General features: G+C 69.6%; 16 protein-coding genes. 8 read left to right on the forward strand and 8 right to left on the reverse strand.

The annotated features are described in order from the left end of the window. Positions 1-35: 35 nt before the first annotated feature. On the reverse strand, positions 36-1139 hold the full coding sequence (locus tag ABZ420_RS30435; protein ID WP_357129885.1) for a glutamate--cysteine ligase: 1104 nt from the start codon (positions 1137-1139) through the stop codon (positions 36-38). Positions 1140-1249: 110 nt separating this feature from the next. Here ABZ420_RS30435 and ABZ420_RS30440 point away from each other — a divergent pair, with 110 nt between their 5' ends. Further along, complete coding sequence (locus ABZ420_RS30440; protein WP_357129888.1) at positions 1250-2200, forward strand: FAD-dependent oxidoreductase; 951 nt, start codon at positions 1250-1252, stop codon at positions 2198-2200. A 21-nt stretch (positions 2201-2221) separates the two neighbouring features. On the opposite strand, the gene ABZ420_RS30445 is transcribed toward ABZ420_RS30440, so the two are convergent. Beyond that, positions 2222-2599: a hypothetical protein gene (locus ABZ420_RS30445; RefSeq protein ID WP_357129891.1), complete on the reverse strand. Its 378-nt coding sequence runs from the start codon at positions 2597-2599 to the stop codon at positions 2222-2224. A 208-nt stretch (positions 2600-2807) separates the two neighbouring features. Here ABZ420_RS30445 and ABZ420_RS30450 point away from each other — a divergent pair, with 208 nt between their 5' ends. Then, the gene (locus ABZ420_RS30450; RefSeq protein ID WP_357129894.1) at positions 2808-4079 is read left to right on the forward strand and encodes a helix-turn-helix domain-containing protein; all 1272 of its coding nucleotides are present in this window, start codon (positions 2808-2810) and stop codon (positions 4077-4079) included. On the opposite strand, the gene ABZ420_RS30455 is transcribed toward ABZ420_RS30450, so the two are convergent. Next, positions 4013-4780, reverse strand: a complete 768-nt coding sequence (locus tag ABZ420_RS30455; RefSeq protein ID WP_357129897.1) for a histone deacetylase — start codon at positions 4778-4780, stop codon at positions 4013-4015. The two genes, ABZ420_RS30450 and ABZ420_RS30455, sit on opposite strands and share 67 nt — an antisense overlap. A 126-nt stretch (positions 4781-4906) precedes the next feature. Between ABZ420_RS30455 and ABZ420_RS30460 the strand changes: the two genes are divergently transcribed. Both ABZ420_RS30460 and ABZ420_RS30465 read left to right on the forward strand, forming a co-directional pair. Continuing rightward, positions 4907-6073, forward strand: coding sequence for an epoxide hydrolase (locus ABZ420_RS30460; protein ID WP_357129900.1), 1167 nt, complete (start codon positions 4907-4909; stop codon positions 6071-6073). Positions 6074-6201: 128 nt separating this feature from the next. Then, the gene (locus tag ABZ420_RS30465) at positions 6202-6597 is read left to right on the forward strand and encodes a PPOX class F420-dependent oxidoreductase (RefSeq protein WP_357129903.1); all 396 of its coding nucleotides are present in this window, start codon (positions 6202-6204) and stop codon (positions 6595-6597) included. On the opposite strand, the gene ABZ420_RS30470 is transcribed toward ABZ420_RS30465, so the two are convergent. Continuing rightward, the gene (locus tag ABZ420_RS30470) at positions 6594-6857 is read right to left on the reverse strand and encodes a helix-turn-helix transcriptional regulator (protein ID WP_357129906.1); all 264 of its coding nucleotides are present in this window, start codon (positions 6855-6857) and stop codon (positions 6594-6596) included. The two genes, ABZ420_RS30465 and ABZ420_RS30470, sit on opposite strands and share 4 nt — an antisense overlap. 104 nt (positions 6858-6961) lie before the next feature. On the opposite strand from ABZ420_RS30470, the gene map reads away from it, so the two are divergent. Then, a complete protein-coding gene (gene map / locus ABZ420_RS30475; RefSeq protein WP_357129909.1) occupies positions 6962-7726 on the forward strand; it encodes a type I methionyl aminopeptidase in 765 nt (254 codons plus the stop codon). A gap of 16 nt (positions 7727-7742) precedes the next feature. On the opposite strand, the gene ABZ420_RS30480 is transcribed toward map, so the two are convergent. Beyond that, positions 7743-8459, reverse strand: coding sequence for a glyoxalase (locus ABZ420_RS30480; protein WP_357129912.1), 717 nt, complete (start codon positions 8457-8459; stop codon positions 7743-7745). Between the two features lie 114 nt (positions 8460-8573). On the opposite strand from ABZ420_RS30480, the gene ABZ420_RS30485 reads away from it, so the two are divergent. Beyond that, a complete protein-coding gene (locus tag ABZ420_RS30485; RefSeq protein WP_357129915.1) occupies positions 8574-9122 on the forward strand; it encodes a PadR family transcriptional regulator in 549 nt (182 codons plus the stop codon). A 68-nt stretch (positions 9123-9190) separates the two neighbouring features. Next, a complete protein-coding gene (locus ABZ420_RS30490) occupies positions 9191-9574 on the forward strand; it encodes a PPOX class F420-dependent oxidoreductase (RefSeq protein ID WP_357129918.1) in 384 nt (127 codons plus the stop codon). Between the two features lie 10 nt (positions 9575-9584). Here ABZ420_RS30490 and ABZ420_RS30495 read toward each other — a convergent pair whose 3' ends face one another. Together ABZ420_RS30495 and ABZ420_RS30500 are read right to left on the reverse strand one after the other, a co-directional pair. Beyond that, entirely contained in the window at positions 9585-10973 is a 1389-nt protein-coding gene (locus ABZ420_RS30495) for a TldD/PmbA family protein (RefSeq protein WP_357129921.1), read from the reverse strand. Next, positions 10970-12493: a TldD/PmbA family protein gene (locus tag ABZ420_RS30500; protein WP_357129964.1), complete on the reverse strand. Its 1524-nt coding sequence runs from the start codon at positions 12491-12493 to the stop codon at positions 10970-10972. The genes ABZ420_RS30495 and ABZ420_RS30500 overlap by 4 nt, the downstream gene beginning before the upstream one ends. A 180-nt stretch (positions 12494-12673) precedes the next feature. Between ABZ420_RS30500 and ABZ420_RS30505 the strand changes: the two genes are divergently transcribed. Further along, on the forward strand, positions 12674-13321 hold the full coding sequence (locus ABZ420_RS30505) for a TetR family transcriptional regulator (RefSeq protein ID WP_245660173.1): 648 nt from the start codon (positions 12674-12676) through the stop codon (positions 13319-13321). Here ABZ420_RS30505 and ABZ420_RS30510 read toward each other — a convergent pair whose 3' ends face one another. Beyond that, complete coding sequence (locus ABZ420_RS30510; RefSeq protein WP_357129967.1) at positions 13322-14089, reverse strand: TSUP family transporter; 768 nt, start codon at positions 14087-14089, stop codon at positions 13322-13324. Positions 14090-14295: the final 206 nt, after the last annotated feature.

The following is a 14295-nucleotide window of genomic DNA, read 5'->3' on the forward strand; positions in this document are numbered from 1 at the left end:
CGAGTCGCCGGTGCAGGCGCCGAGACGCCCCTGGGTTAGTCGCACCCTTCGAGGGTCGCGCGCGCGACCTCCTCGACGACGTCATCGATCTCGCCGCGCGCCCGCAGCGCCGCGACCTGCCGATGCGCGCCGTTGCCGCGCGTGAGCAGGTGTGCGAACGCCTCGTCGACGAACTGCCGGTCGCCTGCCTCGTCCAGTGCGGGGGCCACGTGCTCGATCAGCCGGAACAGCAAATCGCGCACCGGCGCCACATTGCTGTCATAGGGATCGACACCGTCGCCGTCCAATCCCGAACGGGCGGCTTTCCAGTACGCCGCCCGCAGCACTTCGGCGGGGACCGGCGGTGCGATCTGCCCCGCGGCCAACGATTTCCGCGCCGTGACGACGATGGCGCGCACCAGCGCCGCCAAGAGCGCGGTCTCCTCGACCGTGGCGGGGATGTCGCTCACCCGCACTTCGACGGTCGGGAACGAGACCGACGGGCGAACGTCCCAGTAGACCATCTGCTTGTCCAGGATGCTGCCGCTGTTGAGCATCATCGCGACCATCGCCTCGTAGTCACGGGCGGACTCGAAATACGGCGGTGGCCCCGCGCTGGGCCAGCGCCGCCACAGGATGCTGCGCCAGCTGGCGAATCCGGTTTCGGTGCCGCGGTAGATGGCCGAATTCGCGGTCATCGCCAGCAATTGCGGCAGCCACGGCCGCAGATGGTTGCTGACCTGCACCGCGGTTTCGGCATCGGGGACGCCGACGTGCACATGGCAGCCCGACAGTCCCTGCTCATGGGCGAGCATGCCGAAGTTCTCGGCGATGCGCTGGTAGCGCGGCGTATCGGTGACGGGATAGTCGTGCGGGACGGTGGGCGGGATGCCGACGGCGAGCAGGCGTGCGTCGTTGTGCTCGGCGCAGGCGGCGATATCGCGGCGCAATTCCCGCAACTGCCGGTGCAGTGCGCCGATATCGGTGTGGACCGCCGTGCTGGTTTCCACCTGACAGCGCGTCAGCTCGAGTTGCAGGTCGACCCCGATCTCCTCGGCGGTGCGCGCCACTTCCACATTGCGTGCCAGCGGCGCGCCGGTACGGGGGTCGACAAGCAGGAACTCTTCTTCTACGCCGACCGTCAAGCGCCCATCGTCCATGTGCGGGCAATACCCAGGGTCGCCCCGGCTAGTCAGCCGAAACGCACGGCTCCCCACGGGCGGTGCTGGGGCAACAGCCCCCGCGGGCGGGGGTCGATAATGTCGCCCGCATGCGGATCGTCGTCCTCGGCTCGGGCATCACGGGCCTGTCCACCGCGGCCGAACTGCTCCGGGCGCGGCACGAGGTCATCGTCGTCAGCGCGGAGCCGATCACGGCGACGACGTCCTTCCTGGCCGCCGCGGTCTGGTTTCCGACCGCCGCGGGCCCCGCCGATCGTGTGCGGGCCTGGGGCGAGATCACTTTCGAGCACTTGGCGCGGTTGGCCGCCGCGGGCGCGCCGGGTGTGCGGATGTGCTCGTCGATGGCGCTGTATCGCGACGAACCCCCGATACCGGCATGGTCGCGATCGGTGCGCTCGTTCCGGTCGGCCGATCCCGCCGAACTGCCGCCGGGCTACCGATTCGGGTTCCGTTTCGAAGTTCCCTTGGTGGAGATGCCGACCTACTTGCCCTTCCTCAGCGCGCAAGTGGACGCGGCGGGCGCGCACCGCGTCCGACGCACTGTGCGACGGCTCGACGAGCTCGCCGACCTGTCGCCGGATGTCGTGATCAACTGCGCAGGCCTGCGGGCCGCCGAGTTGGTCGGCGACCGGGAGACGTATCCGATCCGGGGTCAGATCGTGCGGGTCGCGAATCCCGGGCTGTCCGTCTCGGTCCGCGACGAGGCGCATCCGCTCGGCCGTGCCTACGTCCATCCGCGCGTGAACGACTGCGTGCTGGGCGGGTCCCTGGACATCGGCGAGTGGGACACGGCGCCGGTTCCCGACCTCACTCGATCGATCCTGCGGCGCTGCCGCGATCTGGTTCCCGCTCTCGCGGGCAGCGAAGTGCTGGAAACCGTGGTGGGACTGCGCCCCGGTCGCCGGGAAGTCCGCGTGGAACTCGACACCGCCGTGCTGCCCGGCACGCCCGTCGTCCACAACTACGGCCACGGCGGTTCCGGCATCACCATCGGGTACGGATGCGCGCTGGAGAGCGCGGCGCTCGTCGCCGCGCTGTGAGCGGACCGTGACCCGGTCGGATCAGTTGGCGTAACTGCGCGCCACGACCGAGTTCAGCGCCTCGAGGAATTCACTGAGAACGCCGGGTTCGACCTGGTCGCGCGGGGTGCGTCGCTCGGGCGAACCGGTTACGGCCCCGGCGAGGCCCGCGTCGACGCTGTCGCGCAGAACGGCGTGCACGGCTTCGATCGGGATGCCCGCCTGGGCGCACCGGGTGGCCGCGTGCTCGAACCGGCCGAGGGCGAGATTTCCGGCCGCCTCGGCCGCGTCGACCAGCACGAGGGCCAGCTCCAGCCCCATTCGAATCAGCGCGTCGGGACCGCCGCGACGGGTGCCACGATCGGATCTCGCGGACGCCTCGGCGATGTCCCGATCTTTCTCGTGCGGGCCGATATTCATGGCCCTCCCTCCGCCCGGCGACCCTGCTGCTATCGACGTTACGACGGGGATCGAAAGAATTCGACCGCGCGAATACGACTTGTGAGGCTTCACAGACGCGCACCGCGTGGTTCGGGTGGTGTCCCCAACCGGGGGCGCGACCCTCGGCACGTCGACCCGGTCAAGTTACCGTGGAGTACTTTCCGTGATCGGGGACTGAAGGAGTCACATGTCCATCACCGATTCGGCGGGCCCGGATCTGACCCTCTCGGGCCGCCCGGCCAGTTCTTCACTGCGGGACGTGCGGAATCTGTCTCGCAAAATGGTCGGCCACTTCATCGAGACCGTCGCGCACTGCCGGACCCTCCCCGGCGAGGCGCTCAACGGCGATATCACCAATATCACCCGCTTGTGCCTGGAACTGGCCGTCAGCATGCTCGACGGCAGCGACATCCCGGAGAAGACCCTGCTGCTGCGCAACGCCGCGGCGGGCTGGGCGCGTGAGGGCATCCCGATCGACACCATCCACCACGCCGTACACGAAGGGTTCAAGCTCGGCTTCGACCTGATCGTCGCGAACGCGACCGCCGCGGACTTCGACAGCCTCAAGGACATCAGCCGCCGCCTGCTGGAGATCCTGGACACCATCACCTCGACCGTCTCGCGCGCCTACGTGACCGAGTTGCGCGCGGTGGTCGGCGAGCATCACACGGCGGCGCACACCCTCGCCTCGGCCCTGCTCGGCGGACACCCCACCTTCACCATGGCCCGCGAGTGCGGCATCCAGATCGCCGACTCGTATTCGGTTCTCGCGCTGGCGATTCCACCCCATCCGGACGAACGAAATCCGCAACTCGACGGTGCGGTGGTGGCGCGCCGGAAGCTGCGCAGGGTGCAATCCGAACTCGCGACCCGCTGCGGGGAGGCGGTGCTGTCGCTGCTGAGCGTGGACGGCGGCACCGTCCTGCTGCCGTCCGCCTCGCCCGAGGACAAGGCCCTCGACGACCTGGTGGAGGGGCTCGGCCGCGCGGCCCAGGTGCCGATCGTCGCGACGGTGATCGCCGCGGCACCTGTCGAGGTGCCGACGGCCGCCGACCGCGCCCACGAACTGCTCGACATGGTGCAGCGGCTGCGCTGGAGACGCGGGCTGTTCCGATTCGACGACCTGGCGCTGGAATACCAGCTCACCCGGCCGGGCCCCGGCTTGGAAACCCTCCGGACGCTGCTCGATCCGCTCGACGAGCACCCCGAACTCCTGGAAACCCTCAAACGGCATATCGGCACGAACCTGAATCGCCAGCGGACCGCGCGATCGCTGCACATCCACACCAACACCGTGGACTACCGGCTCAAGCGCATCGGTCAGCTCACCGGATTCGACCCCGCTCAGGCTTCCGGGGTCTGGTATCTGCGCGCCGCGTTGGTCGCCCGCAGCTACCGGGACAACGAGGACGAGTCGCCGGTCGGGGGTTGGACCCGGGCGGCCGCGGTCTCCTCGTAGGTTCGCCGCCGCGGCTGCTTCGCGCCGATCAGTTCGTGCACCGCTTCGGGCGTCCATCTCCGGTCGGCGCCGGGACGAGTGGCGAGGTAGCCCGCGGTTGCCCGGCGGGACCAGCCGTGCGCGGCGCGCAGGCCCGCGGCCAGGTGCCGCAGGTAGGCGGCGGCGGGCGGATTGCCCCGCACATCGCGACAACGCCAGGGTGCGGTGAAGGTGAGCACCGGGTGTCCGGTATGTGTTCCCGTGCAGACCAGGGTCTCGTACCGGCCGGGACCGAGCGTTGTCGTCCCCGTCTCGAGCACCTCGGTCAAGCTCAGCTCCGTGCCCGGGGCGCGATACATCTCCTGCGCCACGATGTCGGAGAACTGGGCGGTGGTGAGCAGGTGGGCGCGCACGGCCGTCTCGCCAGGGCAGCTCGGGTCGTAGAAGGCGCGGCCGCCGGTCCAGGTCAGCGATTCGGTGGCGAAATACAGCACGCCCGGGAGCAGGAGGGGGATCGAGCGGATCGGGTCGGCGTGGTCGCGGCAGCCGGGCAGGGTGAGCGCTCCTCCCTCCGGCCTGCCGCCGCGAAGGTAGGTGCGCAGCCTGGTCAGGCTCATATTGGAGCCGTACGCGGCGTACCAGACCAGGTCGCCACGCGAGCGGTGCCGATCGGTGTCCGACGCCGCCCGGGGTGTCGCCGAGCCGAGATGCCGCGCCGTCATGACACCCATTCTCGGCTCTTCGCCGTACCCGCACAGCGTCCCCCAGGCACCCGACCGGAAACCGGTGCGACGAAGTCGGCACATTGCGGAAGCAAGTCTTCCGCAATGGCCGCAAAAGTGGCTCTCATGACGAACACGAAGCAGATCCGGCCTTTCCGCATCGACATCCCCCAGGCCGACCTCGACGACTTGCGGGAGCGGCTCGGCCGGGTGCGCTCGCCGCACATGGTGCCGGGCACCGAGGGGGACTGGGACCGCGGGATCGCGCCGAACTACCTGCGAGAACTGGCGCAGTACTGGCGTGACGAATTCGATTGGCGCGCGCAGGAGGAGCGGTTGAACGCCCACCCCCAGTTCACCACCGAGATCGACGGTCAGACCATCCACTTCTTCCATGTGCGCTCGCCCGAGACGGACGCGATTCCACTGCTTATCACCCATGGCTACCCGGGATCAGTGGTGGAATTCCTGGAGCTGATCGGCCCGCTGACCGATCCGCGGGCGCACGGCGGTGACCCGGCGGACGCCTTCCACGTGGTGATCCCCTCGCTGCCCGGGTTCGGGTTCTCCACGCCGCTGGCCTCGACGGGGTGGGAGCTGGCGCGCACGACCGAGGCGTTCGCGGAACTGATGAGCAGGCTGGGTTACGAGAAGTTCGTGGCGCAGGGCGGCGACATCGGCGCGGGCGTCACCGGACGCCTGGCCGCCACCCATCCGGAGCGGGTGATCGCGACGCATGTGAACAGCGACCCGGGCACACTCGGGCTGGTGGGCGAGCAACTGCCGATGCCGGACGGGCTCACCGGCGACGAACTCGCCGCCATCGGTGCCGAACGGGAGAAGTGGGCCCAGCAGAAGGGATACCTGACGCTGCAGACCACTCAGCCGAACGCCATAGCGGCCGCCCTGACCGATTCGCCCATCGCGCAGCTCGGCTGGATCGCGGAGAAGTTCCGAGCCTGGACCGACCCGGCGCGGCCGGTGGGTGAGGCGGTGGAGCGTGATCTGCTACTGACCAATGTCAGCATCTACTGGTTCACCCGCAGCGGGGCATCGGCGGCGCAATTCCTCTGGGAAAACGCGCATTCCGGGATGGACTGGGTGATGCCATCCGGGGTGCCGCAGGGATGGGCGGTGTTCGGCACGCACCCGTTGATGCGCCGGGTGATGAATCCGGAGGGGCACATCGAGCATTTCACCGAATACAGCGAGGGCGGGCACTTCGCCGCGGCGGAGCAACCGGAGCTGTTCGTGGCGGATGTCCGCGCCTTCTTCCGCAAGCATCGCGGGTAGCGGTCGAGAGGGCGGCGGCGCGAGCGGGTCGCCGCCCGAGTCCGTCGGAGAGCTACGCGCCAACGCGTAACGGCGAACCGTTCTCCGGTCGGATGTCTGTGCCGATGTTCGGGTCTACCGTTTCCCCTATGACGTGGAACGAGATGAGCCAGAGCCGGACCGTCCTGCTGACCACCTTCAAGAAGGACGGGACGCCGGTCGGCACACCGGTGTGGGTGGCTCCGGAGGGGGACCGGATCGTCGTCTGGACCAATCCGAAGACCTGGAAGGTCAAGCGGATCCGCCGCAATCCCGACGTCACGCTGCAGGTCTGCGACGGGCGCGGCCGCCCGACCGCGGAGGAGGTCTTGCCGGGCAGCGCCCGCATCCTCGACGCGGACGGCACGCAACGGGTCCGGGACCTGGTCGCGAGCAAGTACGGCCTCATCGGCCGGCTCGCCATTCGCGGCCACAAGCTGCTGCGCGGCGCGGACGCGTCCGTCGGCATCGCGATCGATCCGAAAACGGCAGGTGAGCTGCCCTAGGCGGATTCGGCGAGCCCCGCCGAGCGCCAGATGTCCGCGAGATCGTCGAGCGGGACCGCGAGCGCCTGCCCCAACGCGACGACGGTGCCGAAGGCCGGCGAGGGCAGTCGGCCGGTCTCGATCTTGCGCAGCGTCTCCGGGGAGATCCCGGCCGCCCGCGCGACCTCGGTGAGTTCGCGGTCCGCGCGAGCGGCGCGCAAGGCGGCGCCGAGGCGGCGGCCTGCCTCGATCTGCGCGGGGGTCAACGGGAGCCGGACCATGCGCTCAGGCTACGGATGGCCTGTGAGCACCGCAAGCGACCCGATTGGTATTAAAATACCGGCACGGCTATCGTGGTATTAAAATACCGATGTACGGAGGATCGATGGTCGAGTTGAAGAGCCCCGCGGAGATCGCGCGAATGCGAGTGGCAGGGCGTTTCGTCGCCGGCGTGCTCGCCGAGCTGCGTGAGCGCGCGCGGGTGGGAGTGAATCTGCTCGACCTGGAAGCCCACGTCCGCGAGCGTATCCGCGAACGCGGCGCGCAGTCCTGCTACTGGGACTACGCGCCCTCGTTCGGGCGCGGGCCGTTCCGCAACACCGTCTGTCTGTCGGTGAACGACGCGGTGCTGCACGGACTTCCGTTCGACTACACGCTGCGCGACGGCGACGTGCTGAGTATGGACCTCGCGGTCGGGATCGATGGCTGGGTCGCGGACGCGGCGACCACGGTGGTGACCGGTTCCGCCGCGGACGAGGACGTGCGGCTGGTACGGGCCACCGAGGAGGCGCTGTCCGCGGCGATCGTGGCCGCGGTGCCCGGCAACCACATCGGCGATATCTCCGCCGCCATCGCCGCGGTGGCGCGTGCGTACGGCTACCCGGTGAACACCGAGTTCGGCGGACACGGCCTCGGCCGCACCATGCACGAGGACCCGCACGTGCCGAACGCGGGCAGGCCCGGGCGCGGCTATCGGCTGCGGCCCGGACTCACCATCGCGATCGAACCGTGGTTCGCGCGTACGACCGACCGCATCGTCACCGATCCCGATGGCTGGACCATCCGCTCGGCGGACGGCTCGCGGACCGCCCACTCCGAACACACCATCGCGATCACCCCGGACGGACCGGAGGTGCTGACCGCGGCGTGAGTGCGCCGACCGGCGGCTATGTCTCCGACAGCCAGGCCGCCAGGTCGTCGGAGGCGCGCAACTCCCCGGCGACGGACGCGCGTTCCGCGGCGGACAGTTCCATCGCGCGCAACCCGTCGCGGAACTGCTCGGCGCGACCCGGTTCTCCGATCGCGACGGCCAGTTCGGCGAGCGCCGCCAGCGCCCGGGCCACGTCCAGCCGCGGTGCCTCGGCCCGGAACCGGCCGAGACCGACCTCGAGCACGCGGAACGCGGCCTTGTCGTCGGTCTTGAAATCACGCAGGATGCGGGCGTTGTCCAGCACTCTGGCCAGCCCGTCCAGCTTCTTCGATCCGCCGTATTCCACTTCCTGGGGTTCGTCGCGCTGGATGTAGATCACCTGATTGCCCGCCGGATCGACCACGGTGAACCGGGACTGGCCCGGCCGGAAGCGGGTGATCCGGGGCAGCCCCTTCGCGGGTACCTTGCCGTAGCGCGTGCGCAGCGCGGTGCTGAAAGCCTGATGCCTGCTCGCGACGTCGTCGATCATGACGAGACAGCCCGCGCGTTCGGTGGGGATGTCGCCGTCCTTGGGTGCGGGCACGAAGTGCAGAGCGCAGTCGTGGTCCTCTATCGCGCCGTAGACGTAGGGGCGGGTCTGCTCGTGCGTCACCGTGTAACCGAGCGTTTTGTAGAAATCCAGCGTGCCGGACAGGTCGTCGGTCCAGAGCTGCGGTACCGCCGTGTCGGCCATGAAATCCTCCCGATTAGCTGCGGTAGTCAATTTTGACTAGCAGAGGGTAGGCCCCTGTGCGACCGCAAGTCAAACTTGACTACCATGCGGTCCGGGAGGCGAAAGGAGTTCACGATGTCGGTGGTGCGCCTGCTGGTGCTGGGGGTGATGCGCCTGCGTCAGCCCGTACACGGGTACGCCCTGCGCCAGGAACTGCTGTCCTGGCGCGCCGAGACCTGGACGAATGTCAAGCCCGGCTCGATCTATCACGCGCTGAAACAGCTGACGCGCGAGGGGAAGCTGAGCGCGTTCGCGACCGAGAACAGCGACCAGGGCCCCGGGCGCACGCTGTTCGAGCTGACCGAATCGGGCGAGGCCGAATTCCGCAAGCTGATGGACGAGGCACTGGTCAGCGTCGACATGGAGGAACTCGGGGCGGGCATCGCCTTCATGGACGCGCTGCCCAGGGCGCACGTCATCGCGAAGCTGCGTGAACAGAGCCGCCGCAGTGCGGCGGTGCGCGCCGATCTGCTGGCCATGATCCCGGACTTCCCCGGGCGATACGAAGCGCCGCACGCGACCGATCTGCTGGAACTGTGGAGCGGCGTGTTCGCGAACTTGTCGACGTGGACCGAGGGCGTGCTGGCGCGCCTGGAAGCGGGGGAGTACCGGATGCCGGAATAGGCCGTCGGCGAGCAGGCCGCCTTTCCCGCCCAACTCCCCGCGCCGGGATGCGGGATACGCTGCCCGGCATGACGAATTCGCTGGACGCCGTCGCCAAAGCCGACTACGTGCTGCTGACCACCTTCCGTAAGGACGGAACTCCCGTCGGCACCGCGGTGTGGGCGGTGGCCGAGAACGGCAAACTGTACGTCTGGACCGTCACCGACAGCTGGAAGGTCAAGCGCTTGCGCCGCAATCCGGCGGTCACCCTGCAAGCGTGCAACGCCACCGGCAAGCCGCGCGGTGCGGTGATCGAAGGGACCGGGCGGCTGCTCGACGCCGAGGACACCGAACGGGTGCGCAAACTGCTGCGCCGCAAGTACTGGCTCACCGGGCCGCTGGTCATCCTCGGCAGCAACCTGCGGCGCGGCAAGTCCGGCACCATCGGCATCGAGATCACCCCCGCGGCCTGACCCGCGCCGATCAGGTCGCCTGGCTGACCGACGACATGTGGAAGTCGGGAATCCGCAAGGGCGGCATGGCGGTCCGGGTGAACCAGTCCTTCCATTCGCGTGGCAGCGTGAGTTCGGTCGCGCCCGCCTCGCTCACCCGCCGGAGCAGGTCCAGTGGGCTCTCGTTGAATCGGAAGTTGTTCACCGCGGCGGTGACCTCGCCGTTCTCGACGAGGTACACACCGTCCCGGGTGAGTCCGGTGAGCAGCAGCGTCGCCGGGTCGACCTCGCGGATGTACCACAGCGTGGTCAGCAGCAGACCGCGCTCGGTGCGCGCGATCATGTCATCGATCGTGGCTTCCGAACCGCCGGTGAGGAGCAGGTTCTCGCCGGGAACCGTGGCGGGGGCGTCGAACTCGGCGGCGCTGGCGCGCGGATAGATCAGCGCCGAGATCACGCCGTCGCGCAGCCAGTCGACACGCTCGGCGGGTAAGCCGTTGTCGAACACCGACATCGATTCCGACGACGCGGTCGCCGCCACGAACGGACGGTATTCCAGGCCGGGGGCGTGCGGGTCGGAGTAGAGGGTGAGCGGGAGATCGCTCAGGCGCTCGCCGACCCGGGTGCCGCCCGCCCGCGCGAACGCCGTGTGGCCCTCCTGCGCGCCCCGGCCCTCCATCGACCAGGCCAGATAGATCATCAAGTCGGCGACGGTGGAGGGCGGAAGCAACGTCTCGTAGCGGCCCGCGGGCAACTCGACCTTGCGCTTGGCCCAGTCCAGGCGGCGGGACAGGTCCGCGAGCAGGCCGGATACGTCGACGTCGGTGAAGTCCGCGGTGCCGACCCCTACCCACGCGCTGGCCAGATCCGCTCCTTCGCCGCGCTTTCCGTTGATCTCCACCGAACCGGTCGGCTGCACGAAGCGGCGGCGGATGCCGGTCGAAGTGCCCAGCCACGTGGTGTGCATCTGATGGTGTGCGAAGCCGTAGAGCCGGTCGGCGCTGTCGAATCCGGCGGCCAGGCCCTCGGCCAGATCGGTGAACACCTCGATGCCGGTGCCACCCGCCGGGGCGGTCCAGTCGTCGTCGGCGGTGTCCGGCTCGAGCAGCGGCATCGCGTCTCGCGCGGGCTCGGCGTCGCGCGCCGCCGCCTCACTCGCCCGCACCACGGCCTCGATATCGCCGGGATCGACACTGGTCGAGGCGATCGTGCCGACCCGGGCGAGGGTAGGTCCCTCGCGGAACACCGAGACCACCGCCCAGTGCCGCGACACCGACGACCCGTTGGTGGTCATGGAGTTCCCGGCCCAGCGCAGCGACGCCTCGTGCTCGTCGCGGACGATCACGATCGCCTCGTCGGCGCGCGACAGCGCCAGCGCCCGCTCCACGGTCACGCTCGCGGGGAACAGATCGTCGCTCACTGGCCGGCCTCCGTCCGGGTGTTGAGAATGTTCATGCCGCGCACCAGGACCGACGGGCAGCCGTGGCTGACCGCGGCAACCTGGCCTGGCTGCGCTTTGCCACAGTTGAACGCGCCCCCGAGCTGCCAGGTGGACGGTCCGCCGACAGCTTCCATCGCACCCCAGAACTCGGTGGTGGTGGCCTGGTAGGCGACGTCGCGCACCTGGCCGTCCAGCTTCCCGCCGCGGATGCGGAAGAACCGCTGGCCGGTGAACTGGAAGTTGTAGCGCTGCATATCGATCGACCACGACTTGTCGCCGACGATATAGAGACCGTCGTCCACCCGCGAGATCAACTCCTCGGTGCTGGTGTCGCGGTCCGGATCGGGTCGCAGCGAGACGTTGGCCATCCGCTGGATCGGCACGTGATGCGCCGAGTCCGCGTACGAGCAGCCGTTGGACCGCCGCAGACCCAGGCGCGGCGCGAAAACCCGGTCCAGTTGATAACCGACCAGGACGCCGTCGCGGACCAGGTCCCAGCGCTGCCCCGCGACGCCCTCGTCGTCGTAGCCGACGCTGGCCAGCCCGTGCGATTCGGTGCGGTCGCCGGTCACGTGCATGATCGGGGTGCCGTAGCGCAGCGACCCGAGCTTGTCGGGCGTGGCGAAGGAGGTACCCGCGTAGGCGGATTCGTAGCCGATGGCCCGGTCGTACTCGGTGGCGTGACCGATCGATTCGTGAATCGTCAGCCACAGGTTGGTCGGATCGATGACCAGATCGGTCGGCCCGGCCTGCACGCTGGGCGCTTTCACCTTCTCGGCCAGCCACTCCGGGATACGCGCGAGTTCGCCGTCCCAGTCCCACACGCCGTCGGCGCCGGTGACGTATTCCCATCCGCGGCCCACCGGCGCGGCCAGCGTGCGCATCGTCTCGAACACTCCCGCCGCGGTGTCCACCGTGATCGCCTCGAGGCTCGGGTGCAGCCGCACCCGCTGCTGGGTGATCGACGAGCCCGCGGTGTCGGCGTAGAAGGTCTGCTCCTTGACCTGCAGCACGCTCGCGGTGACGTGGTCCACCCCGTCGGCGTGCGACAGCCGCTCCGAATATTCCTGCAGCAGTGCCAGCTTCTCGCCGGTCGGCACGGTGAACGGGTCGACGTCGTAGGCCGAGACCCAGCGCGCGTCGGCGTAGCGCGGCTCGTCGGCCAACTCGACGCGTTCGCGGTTGAGCGCCCGCAACGTGGTCGCGACGGTGACCGCGGTACGCGCCACTTCGGCGGCGGTGTCGGATGTCAGCGCGGCGTGCGAGGCGAAACCCCAGGTGCCGTCGACGATCACCCGCACGGCCAAGCCGAGTCGGGTACTGTCGGTGACCGCCTCGACCCGGCCGTCGCGCAAGCGGATCGACTGGGTGACCAGGCGATGCACCCGCAGGTCGGCGTGTTCGGCGCCGGCTGCCGTCGCCGCGGCCAGGGCGGCGTCGGCGAGCGCGGCCAGCGGCAGGTCGAGGAACTCGGCGTCCACGTCTCTGGAAGTCGCGATGCTCACCCGCACCAACCTAGCCGGTGGCGCCGCAAGTGCGTGCGGGCGCGGTGATCACACGCCGTGCAAGAATGCAGCGCGTGCCGGTTCGCATGGAATACGCCGCTGCCGCAGGGCGAACGGCGCGCGCGACACTCGTACCTCCGGCGTGTTGCTCGCCGGATGCCGTACTGTGCCCGCGTGCCGCCATCCGCCCTTCGTGACCGCAAACGCGAACGTACCCGCCGAGCCATCCTGGAAGCCGCAGCCGAGCTGTTCGAGACCAGAGGCTACGAGGAGACCACGGTGGCCGACATCGCCGCCGCGGCGGATGTCGGCACCCGCACGTTCTTCAACTATTTCGCCAGCAAGGAAGAGTTGCTCTTCCCGGAATCCGACCAGCGCGTGCGCGCCGCGGTGGCGGCCATCGCCAGCCGGCGACCGGGGGAACGGCCGGTCGAGGTCTTGCTGCGTGCCTTGCGCGCCGCCGGTGACAATCCCGGCGAGCATCTCGTCGACGACCTCTATGCCCGGATCGGCGCGCTGCGCGCCCAGGTGTCACGGACCGTGCCCGCGGTGAGCGGCCGCGCCGCGCACGCCCAACTGGTCACCCAGCGCGAGATCGCCAGACAGTTGCACAAGGCGTTTCCCGCCGAACTCGACGAGGTCGGCGCCGCCGCTCTGGTCGGCGCGGTCGTCGGCGCGGTGTCGGGCGCGCTGACCGTGCTGTTCCAGCAGCCGGTGGCCGGTGTCGAGGACGCCGAGCGTCTGCAGCGCAGGATTCACGAGACGACATCGCGGGTGCTGCAACCCTGGCTCGCCACCCAGCGCGCCGAACCGGTGGGCTGATCAGCCGAACTGCTGCCAACCCAAGCGGATCACCATCCCGATCACCACCACCAGCAGCACGACGCGCACGAACTCGGCGCCCTTGCGCAGCGCCATGCGCGCGCCGACCACGGCGCCGAGGACGTTCGCCACGGCCATTCCCGCGCCGAGTGCCCACAGGATGTGCCCGGTCGCCCCGAAGAAGATCAGCGCTCCGACGTTGGAGCCGCAGTTGATCACCTTCGCCATGGCGGCGGCCCGCACGAACTCGGTGCCGAGCAGGGTCGCGAAGGTGATGATCAGGAACGTGCCGGTGCCGGGACCGAGCAGGCCGTCGTAGAAGCCGATCAACCCCGCCGCCAGCGCCACCGTGAGAACGATCTTGCGCCGGGTGGGCGGATGAGTGGCCAAGGTGACGCCGATCGACGGACGCAGCGTCACGAATACGGCGACGCCGACCAGTACCACCATCACGATCGGGACGAAAAGTTCGCGGTCGATCAGCGAGACCGCCGCGGCGCCCACCGCGGCCGCCGCCGCGGCGATCGCCGCCGCGGGCAGCAGCACCCGCCAGCGCATCGGCACCTTGCGCGCGAAGGTCAGCGCCGAGGCGCTCGTCCCGGCGACCGCGGCGAGCTTGTTGGTGCCCAGCGCGGTCTGCGGCGCGATGCCGGGGGCCACCACGAACAACGTCGGCAGCACGATCAGCCCGCCGCCACCCACCACCGCGTCCACCCAGCCCGCGGCCGTCGCCGCCGTCAACAGAACCGCCCAGTCTCCGATCTCCACCCCGGTAGACAACCAGACCCCGGCCTGATCGGGTGTTCCGCCCGCCATCGGTTTCCCGGTCCTGACCGGATGCGCGTCGCCCTGGGAGAGATCGGCGCGCGTGCGGCCGCGATGGCGTGCGCGGGGAACCTCGGGCGCCCCTCGACCGGGTCTCGACGGCCGTGTCGCGCCGGAGATCGCGCCCACCGTCGGTGTCGGAGCCCGTC

The organism is Nocardia sp. NPDC005745 (genome assembly GCF_040630775.1).
Classification (GTDB): domain Bacteria; phylum Actinomycetota; class Actinomycetes; order Mycobacteriales; family Mycobacteriaceae; genus Nocardia.

Bases quoted from the DNA above. Each gene is read 5' to 3' on its own strand.
- ABZ420_RS30470 (WP_357129906.1), bottom strand. From the start codon at position 6,857: ATGGTCCGGCTCCCGTTGACCCCCGCGCAGATCGAGGCAGGCCGCCGC.
- ABZ420_RS30435 (WP_357129885.1), bottom strand. From the start codon at position 1,139: ATGGACGATGGGCGCTTGACGGTCGGCGTAGAAGAAGAGTTCCTGCTT.
- ABZ420_RS30485 (WP_357129915.1), top strand. From the start codon at position 8,574: ATGTCGGTGGTGCGCCTGCTGGTGCTGGGGGTGATGCGCCTGCGTCAG.
- ABZ420_RS30460 (WP_357129900.1), top strand. From the start codon at position 4,907: ATGACGAACACGAAGCAGATCCGGCCTTTCCGCATCGACATCCCCCAG.
- ABZ420_RS30465 (WP_357129903.1), top strand. From the start codon at position 6,202: ATGACGTGGAACGAGATGAGCCAGAGCCGGACCGTCCTGCTGACCACC.
- ABZ420_RS30445 (WP_357129891.1), bottom strand. From the start codon at position 2,599: ATGAATATCGGCCCGCACGAGAAAGATCGGGACATCGCCGAGGCGTCC.
- ABZ420_RS30450 (WP_357129894.1), top strand. From the start codon at position 2,808: ATGTCCATCACCGATTCGGCGGGCCCGGATCTGACCCTCTCGGGCCGC.
- ABZ420_RS30480 (WP_357129912.1), bottom strand. From the start codon at position 8,459: ATGGCCGACACGGCGGTACCGCAGCTCTGGACCGACGACCTGTCCGGC.
- ABZ420_RS30440 (WP_357129888.1), top strand. From the start codon at position 1,250: ATGCGGATCGTCGTCCTCGGCTCGGGCATCACGGGCCTGTCCACCGCG.
- ABZ420_RS30455 (WP_357129897.1), bottom strand. From the start codon at position 4,780: ATGACGGCGCGGCATCTCGGCTCGGCGACACCCCGGGCGGCGTCGGAC.
- ABZ420_RS30490 (WP_357129918.1), top strand. From the start codon at position 9,191: ATGACGAATTCGCTGGACGCCGTCGCCAAAGCCGACTACGTGCTGCTG.
- map (WP_357129909.1), top strand. From the start codon at position 6,962: ATGGTCGAGTTGAAGAGCCCCGCGGAGATCGCGCGAATGCGAGTGGCA.